At 47.9% G+C, this 576-nt stretch carries 2 pseudogenes; both read left to right on the forward strand.

The window, feature by feature from the left end:
- Positions 1 to 394, forward strand: a pseudogene (locus PGX78_RS09310) (ATP-dependent Clp protease ATP-binding subunit ClpC); the annotation flags it as partial.
- A 9-nt stretch (positions 395 to 403) separates the two neighbouring features.
- Positions 404 to 576, forward strand: a pseudogene (locus PGX78_RS09315) (DNA repair protein RadA); the annotation flags it as partial.

Below are 576 nucleotides of genomic sequence, written 5' to 3' on the forward strand. Positions count from 1 at the left end.
CAGGCTCCATGCCTTTGAAGGCGTAAAGAAAGATATTATGACGGATGTTCGCAGGTTCTTTAAACCCGAGTTTCTCAACCGATTGGATGAAATTCTGATCTTCAAACCGTTAGCCAAAGACGATTTACGTCATATTGTTCGCCTCATGATTCACACTTTGGAAGATAAGGTAAAAGAAAAGGGGATATTCGTAGACGTGACGGAAAAGGCGACGGATGTCCTTGTCGGAGAAGGAACCGACTTTGCATACGGGGCACGTCCTTTACGGCGTGCCTTGCAAAAGCTCGTCGAAGACAGGCTGTCCGAATACATGCTGGAAGGGACTTTAAAAGAAGGAATGAAGGTATGCATTGACAGTAAGGACGGAAAAGAGCTTGATTTTCAGATGATATAAGGAGTCGATATGGCGAAAATAAAGACCCGTTTCGTCTGCAACAATTGCGGCAGCGTTTCAACCCGATGGTTGGGGCGCTGCCCGCAGTGCGGCGAATGGAATACGCTTGTTGAAGAACAAACCGTTCCGCAAGCTCCCAAAGGAGTGGCTTCCTCGGTACGAAGCGAAGGCACGGAACCTGA

Origin of the sequence: Megasphaera sp. AF13-6AC (genome assembly GCF_027685385.1) — a bacterium.
Classification (GTDB): Bacteria; Bacillota; Negativicutes; order Veillonellales; family Megasphaeraceae; genus Megasphaera; species Megasphaera micronuciformis.